General features: G+C 72.3%; 5 protein-coding genes and 1 pseudogene. 5 read left to right on the forward strand and 1 reads right to left on the reverse strand.

Annotation, left to right across the window (positions count from 1 at the left end; translation table 11 throughout):
- The 5 genes from D6718_06865 to D6718_06885 form a co-directional block, all read left to right on the forward strand.
- On the forward strand, positions 1 to 431 hold a 431-nt coding region (locus D6718_06865; GenBank protein RMG45663.1), incomplete at its 5' end, for a hypothetical protein.
- Positions 428 to 2,110, forward strand: a complete 1,683-nt coding sequence (locus D6718_06870; GenBank protein RMG45664.1) for a hypothetical protein — start codon at positions 428 to 430, stop codon at positions 2,108 to 2,110. The genes D6718_06865 and D6718_06870, both read left to right, overlap by 4 nt.
- Positions 2,111 to 2,214: 104 nt before the next feature.
- A complete protein-coding gene (locus D6718_06875; GenBank protein ID RMG45665.1) occupies positions 2,215 to 2,877 on the forward strand; it encodes a hypothetical protein in 663 nt (220 codons plus the stop codon).
- A gap of 48 nt (positions 2,878 to 2,925) precedes the next feature.
- On the forward strand, positions 2,926 to 3,861 hold the full coding sequence (locus D6718_06880; protein ID RMG45666.1) for a sensor histidine kinase: 936 nt from the start codon (positions 2,926 to 2,928) through the stop codon (positions 3,859 to 3,861).
- On the forward strand, positions 3,858 to 4,565 hold the full coding sequence (locus tag D6718_06885) for a DNA-binding response regulator (GenBank protein RMG45667.1): 708 nt from the start codon (positions 3,858 to 3,860) through the stop codon (positions 4,563 to 4,565). The genes D6718_06880 and D6718_06885 overlap by 4 nt, the downstream gene beginning before the upstream one ends.
- Before the next feature lie 1,006 nt (positions 4,566 to 5,571).
- On the opposite strand, the pseudogene D6718_06890 reads toward D6718_06885, so the two are convergent.
- Positions 5,572 to 6,871 (reverse strand): annotated as a pseudogene (locus tag D6718_06890) (cartilage oligomeric matrix protein).

Consider the following 6,871-nt stretch of genomic DNA (forward strand, 5'->3'; position numbering starts at 1 on the left):
ACCTGAACCCATGGCACCACAGGAGGCCTTTCTGGTACCTCGGCGCGGCCCTGCCCTTCTACTCGGCGGCCCTCGTCCTGCTGCTGCCCCCCTTGGATCGGGTGCGCTCGGCCCGGCTCGTCCTCGATGAGGTGCGCCGGACCGTGGCGCCCGCGTCGGAGGGCGGGATGATCGACTTTCGGGCCCAGTTCGGGTTCCACTACGGAGGCCGGATGGACAGCGCCCGGCCCGGAGACCGGGAGGCTCTGGAACGCCTCGCCCGCCGGCTGGAGGGATCTCGACCCTTCTGGGTGCTCCTGAGGAGGAAACACCTCCCGTCGCTGGAAGCCGCCCTCGACCCCGGCAGCGGGGTGCGCGTCGTGTGGTCGCGGGGCCCGGGTCCGGAGGACTACGTCGCGGTCGCCAATCGGGCCGCAGCGGGGAAACGGTGATCGCGCCGCACGGGAACGCAGCGTCCGAGGCCCGGCGGCGGCCGGCCGATCTCCGGGCGTCGTTCGCCGTGGTGATGCTCGCCGCCGCGATCCTCGCTCCGACGATCCCCGGGCGGGAGCTGATGTCCCCGGACGAGCCGCGGTTCGCCCTGGTGGCGAAGGAGATGTACGAGCGCGGCGATCCGGTGCTGCCGACGCGAGGAGGGCGCCCCTACCTCGACAAGCCTCCCCTCCTGTTCTGGGCCATCGCCGGGCTGTTCGCTGCCGCCGGGGGGCCGGGGGAGGTGCCGTGCCGGGTGCCGTCGCTGGTCGCGACACTTCTCACGGTGCTCGTGCTGCACCGCGCGGCCCGCTCCTGGGTCGGGCGCCGTCAAGCCCTGCTCGCCGCTTCGATCTACCCGACCTTTCTGCTCGTTCTGGAACGGGGAGCGTGGTGTGCCACCGATGCGCTTCTCACCGCGTTCGTGACCGGCACCGTGGCCGCCCTCGACCGGGGACGGCGTCCCTTGGCCGGCGCGCTCTGCCTCTCCGGAGGTCTCCTGACGAAGGGGCCGGTGGCGCTCGTCTTCCTCGGACTCGCCTGGGCCGCGGACCGCGTGGCCGGCCGCCGGGCCTTTCGGCCGGCCGCCCTCTTGCGCCCGGGCCCCCTCGCCCTGCTCCTCGGAACGGCTCTCTCGTGGCCGGTCGCCTTCGCCCTTCGCGTGGGCCCGGGTGTCCTCCTCTCCTCCGTGTGGCGGCAGAACGTGGAACGCTTCGTGCGTTCGTGGGACAACATCGAGCCCTTCTGGTATTTCGCCTGGGCCCTCCCGGCCGCGCTCTTCCCCTGGTCGCTGCTACTCGCGGTCCCCCTCCGGCGCCCGCGCGTCCTCCGCGCCCTGCTCGCGCGCCCGGCCGTGCGATGGCTCGCGGCATGGGCGCTCGCCGCGACGCTCTTCTTCTCCCTGCCCGCCGGGAAGCGGGGTGTGTACCTGATGCCGGTTCTCCCCGCCCTCGCCGTGGTGGCCGCCGCCGCCTTCGACCTCCTCCGCCGCTTGAAGCGGTGCCGCCGGGAACTCGGTGCCGCCGGGGCCCTTCTCGGTGCGGCCGCCGCCGGCGGAGCCGCGCTCGCAGCGGGCGGGTGGTTGCTTCCGCGGGAGATGGCGGCACTGGCTCCGGTTCGAGCCGGATCGGTGGTGCTCCTCGCCCTGCTCGCCGCGGGATCGATCCTCTTCGCCGTCCTCGCCGCGGCGGGCCGGGCCGCCGCGGTGGCGGGGCCTGTGGGCTTCGCGGTCGGCGCGGGGCTCCTCTTCCCGCCCCTGTTCACACCCGCCCTGAACGCCGCGGGCGGGGCCCGCGCCTTCGCGAGGCGAGCGACCGCGGTCGTGCCGCCGGGGACGCCCGTCGGGCTGACCCGCGACAAGTGGGAGCTGATCACCTGGTACACCGGGTGGCGGCCTCTGCCGCTGGAAGGACCGGAGGCGGTCCGCCGCCACCTCGCGGGACCGGGCCCCCGGCACGTGGCGGGAACGCCGGCGAAGCTCGGCCCGCGCGACACCTGGCCGGCCGGAACGAGGATCGTCCTCCGGGGGCGGGTGGGACGGGACCGCCTGGTGCTCTTGGAGCGGGACGGTGCCGAACGGTACCGAAAAAGATCCGAGACGCACGGACGCCCCGTTGACAAGCCCCCCCGGGGTTCCTAACGTGAGCCGGGGCGGGTGGACCCGCCCGCGGGCGGCGCCGGCGCGCCCGCCCGGCCGTCAAGGAGGCGAAGGAGATGGTCCGTTCGTGGCATGGTCCGGTATCGATGGCCGCCGCCCTGGTGCTGGCGGCCGCCGTCGGCCCGGCCCTCGCGGCCGGGGGCGCCTGGACGGCGGAGATCCAGGTGGTGGACATCGTCCCGGTGAAGGGAGACGGAACCCTCACCCCGGCCTCCCCCGTCGGTGTCGGCCCTCACGTGATCGACTTCCAGGACAACGTGACCGGGGCGGTCGGGTTGCGGCGGACCGTGCACGACAGGGTTTCCGTCGGCCTCACGCTCTCGGTGGGCAGCCACGACCTCGAGCTGGACGTCCCCGGAGCGGGAACGATCGCCCTCGGCGACGCCGACCTGACGCTCCTGCAGATCGAGGCGCTGTTCGAAATCGATTCCTGGGGCTCCGGAAGCCTCTCGGTGGGGCCGGTGCTGGCGCTGTCGCGCTTCGACGACGTCGCCGTGTCGGCCTCGGCGCGGGCGCGCGCGGACGTGCAGAGGGCCACTCTGGACGACGACCTCCTGTTCGGGGTGGAGTTCCGGCTCGTCACGCCGATCGGGGGGAGTGGACTCGCCTTCACCTCGACCCTCCGCTACCTCGTCGGCGGCCCGCAGCTGGACGTGTTCACGACCGCCTCCGGAGCGGCGCCGGCCGGGAGCGGGACTGCCGACTTCGATCCGCTTCTGGTCGGATTCGGACTCGCCTACAGCTTCTGACCGGCCAGGGCGGGTGACGAACGCGCCACCGGCGGGCATGCTGGTGGCATGGCAGGACGCCGCCGCCGGAACCGCAGCGCCCCGCTGGCCCCGCAGGATCCCCTGCAGGTCAACCTGCGGTGGCTGGTCTACGTGATCCTCCTGGTGGTGATCCTCCCCACGGTGATCCTCACCGGGATCGGGATCGCGGTGATCTATGCCCGCCAGGAGGCGCTGGATCTCGTGTTCGGCCTCCTGGTGACGGCGTTCGCCGCTTCCGTCATCGCCGGCGCCGTGCTGCTGCTGATCCTCGCCCGGCGGGGAGCACGGCTGGCGCGCATCCAGGAGACCTTCCTGTCGCACATGGGGCACGAGCTGCTGACCCCTCTGGCCGGGATCCGGCTGCACGGGCAGATCCTTCGGGAGCAGGAACTCTCGCCCGAGGGCCGCCGATCCGTCGAGGCGATCTGCCGCGAGACCGACCGATTGCAGACTCTGGTGGAGAGGATCATCCGCTGGCGCCAGGTCCGGGCGGCGGGGCATCTGTACGGCTGCGAGCGGACGACGCTCGGCGCGGTGGTCGATCGCACGATGCAGCTGCTGCGGGACAAGGATCGTGTCGAGGTGCGCGTGCGCGACGGCACGGCTCCGCTTCAGGTCGATCGCGACGCTCTCGCCGAGGCGCTCGTCAACCTGGTCCAGAACGCGATCAAGTATGCCGGGGACGCGGCGCCGGTGGAACTCGTCGCGCGGACCTTTGCGGGCCGGGCGATCTTCTCGGTGCGCGACCGCGGGCCGGGCCTGCCGCCGGAGATCTCCCAGCGCATCTTCGAGCCGTTCTTCCGGTTCGTCCCGCCCGGCCGGCCGGATCCGGGCGGCTCGGGCCTCGGGTTGGCCATCGCCCGCCAGATCGCCCGCGCGCACGGCGGGCGGCTCGTCGCCCGCCCCCGCGGGGGCGGCGGCACGCGGTTCTCGATCGTCCTGCCCGCGGAGCCGAGGGAATGAGTGCCGGACAGCGCATCCTCGTGGTCGAAGACGACGCCACGCTTCGGGAAGGGCTGCGCATGGTCCTCGAGCGCGCCGGGTACCAGGTGCGAACGGCGGTCAGGGGCGAGGAAGCCCTCAAGCAGATCCGAGAAGAGCCGCCGGATCTCGTCGTGCTGGACCTGATGCTTCCCGGGCTCGACGGGACCTACGTGCTTCAGCGCGCCCGCAAGGAAGGGTTCACCGCGCCGGTGGTGATCCTGTCCGCCAGGACCTCGGTCGAGGACCGGATCTACGGGCTGCGCAGCGGCGCCGACGACTATGTGACCAAACCGTTCGAACTCGACGAGCTGCTGGCGAGAATCGCCGTGCGCCTGCGGCGGACCCACGCGCCGGAGCGGGTGCGCTTCGGAGACACGGTCGTCGATCTCACCGCCCGGCGGGTGACGAGGGGGGGAGAGGAGATCCACCTCACGCCCAAGGAGTTCGACCTGCTCGCCTTCTTCGTGACCCGACCGGGACGCGTGGTGAGCCGCGGGACCATCCTGGAAGAGGTCTGGGGCCCCGACTACCGCGGGACCCGGCGGACCGTCGACAATTTCGTGCGCTCCCTCCGGACGAAGCTCGAGAGCGATCCGGAGTCGCCGCGACACTTCCTCACCGTGCGGGCGCGTGGCTACCGCTTCGAGCCGGGTCCGGCCGGGGGCCCGGCCGAGCTCAGTTGAGCGGGCCGGCCTGCAGGTGCAGGTAGCGGACCCTTCCGGGCTTCTCGTTCGAGATCACCACCCGCCCCGGGGTGTGGATGCGGGGTGTCGAGTCCCAGCTGGGAACACCGCTCTGGCCGTCGTCCAGGAAGGTCGTCTTCAGCTCCCACGCCGATCCGTTCCAGACGTAGGCCGACAGCCGGACACCGGCGCCCTCGTCCCTGGCCTCGCAGCGGACTCGCCATGGCGGGGGCCCGAGACTCCCCTCCCACACCCCGGCGCTCGTCGCCTTGGCGCCGTCGGTGTACTTGTTGAACCGGATGGTGTCGACGGTGATCTGCCGCTCGACCTTGCAGCGGTAGGAGCTGTGGGCGTTGCCGGTACCGCTGGCGCGCAACCCGAAGGAGAAGTCGTAGTTCTGGTCCTTGACCGTCTCCGGGTGAATCTCCACGGTGACGAACGAGTCGGCGCTCGAGATCGAGCGTGTCGTCTGGGCCCGCGCGAAGGAGCCGGTCGCGGGGTGCACGGCCGCGCCGCCCGCGAGCGTGAAGTGGTCGCCCGAGGGGCTCGCACCCTCGCTCAGAGCGGGATCCCAGAATCGCCCGCCGAGATCGAGATTGTCCGGGAACGCCGCATCCTGGAGGTCGGGTCCCTCGAACCCGTCCTCGAGCTCCACCGTGCCGGGTGAGGCGCCCGCGGCACCGTCGTCCGCGGGGAGCGGCGTGGCGGCGAAGGGGAACGGCGCCGAGAAGGGCCCCAGGCCGGCATCGTCCTCGTAGGCGACCCGGGCGTAGAGGGTCCCGCTCTCGACGGGAGCGTCGTAGAGCGCCCGCACCTCGTCCTCGGGGGGTCGCGTGGCGGTGACCTGCCAGATGATGCCGGACTCGAAGTTCGGAGCGTCCTGCGTGCTGATCTGCCAGTGCGTGGCGACGACCGTCCCGGTTCCTTCGTACGGGGTCGCCACCAGCCACGCTCCGAACGCCTGCACGCGCTTCACCAGCGCAATCGCGGGCACCCCATCGCGCTCGCAGACATCACCGGTCCCGTCGGCGTCGGCATCGGCCTGGCCGGGGTTGTAAGCTGCGGGACAGTTGTCCGAGACATCCGGTACGCCGTCGCCGTCATCGTCGGGATCGCAAGGGTCTCCGAGACCGTCGCCATCCTCGTCCGACTGGTCGGGGTTCGTCACGAGGGGGCAGTTGTCCGACGCGTCCGGAACCCCATCGTTGTCGTCGTCGGCGTCGCAAACATCGCCGAGACCGTCGCCGTCCGTATCGGTCTGGTCGGGATTGTAGTCGAGGGGGCAGTTGTCGGCGCCGTTGGCGAAGCCGTCTCCGTCCGGATCGGGATCGCACACGTCCCCGGTTCCGTCGCCGTCGGCGTCCGATTGCGTCGGGTTCGGAACGTCCGGGCAGTTGTCGGTCGCGTCCGGCACGCCGTCCCCGTCCCGGTCGGGTCCCGCCTCGCAGGCGTCACCGGTTCCGTCGCCGTCGGCGTCCTCCTGGCCGGGGTTGCCGGCGTGCGGGCAATTGTCGTCGCAGCCGGTGGTGGCCCCTCCGGTGCACGGATTGTCGCCGGGCGTACCGGAGCCGTCCCCGTCCTCCGGAACCCCGTCGCCGTCCAAATCGGCGTCGCACGCATCGCCCGAGCCGTCGCCGTCCATGTCGGCCTGGGACGGATTCGGATCCGCGGGGCAATTGTCGTCGCACCCGACCGTGTTGCCGTCCGCGCACGGTGCGTCGCCGGCGGCCCCGGAGCCGTCCCCGTCCTCCGGGACCCCGTCGCCGTCCAGGTCGGTATCGCAAGCGTCGCCCGTCCCGTCGCCGTCGGTGTCGAGCTGGGAGGCGTTCGGAGTGTCGGGACAGTTGTCGTCGACGTCGGGCACGCCGTCGCCGTCGCGATCGGCGGTGCTCTCGCAGGCATCGCCCGTCCCGTCCCCGTCGCTGTCGGTCTGGGACGGGTTGGGGGTCAAGGGGCAGTTGTCGTCGCAGCCGGTGGTGGCACCACCGGTGCAAGGATGGTCGCCTGGAACGCCGGAGCCGTCGCCATCGTCCGGCACGCCGTCGCCATCGTCGTCCTCATCGCAGACGTCACCGCTCCCGTCGCCGTCCGTGTCCGTCTGGCCGGCGTTCGGCACCAGCGGGCAGTTGTCCGACGCGTCCGCAACCCCGTCGTTGTCGTCGTCGGCGTCGCACGCGTCGCCGCTCCCGTCGCCGTCCGTGTCCGTCTGATCGGCGTTCGACACCAGCGGGCAGTTGTCCGACCCGTCCGCAACCCCGTCGTTGTCGTCGTCGGCGTCGCACGCGTCGCCGCTCCCGTCGCCGTCC

The organism is Acidobacteriota bacterium (assembly GCA_003696075.1).
Classification (GTDB): Bacteria; Acidobacteriota; Polarisedimenticolia; order J045; family J045; genus J045.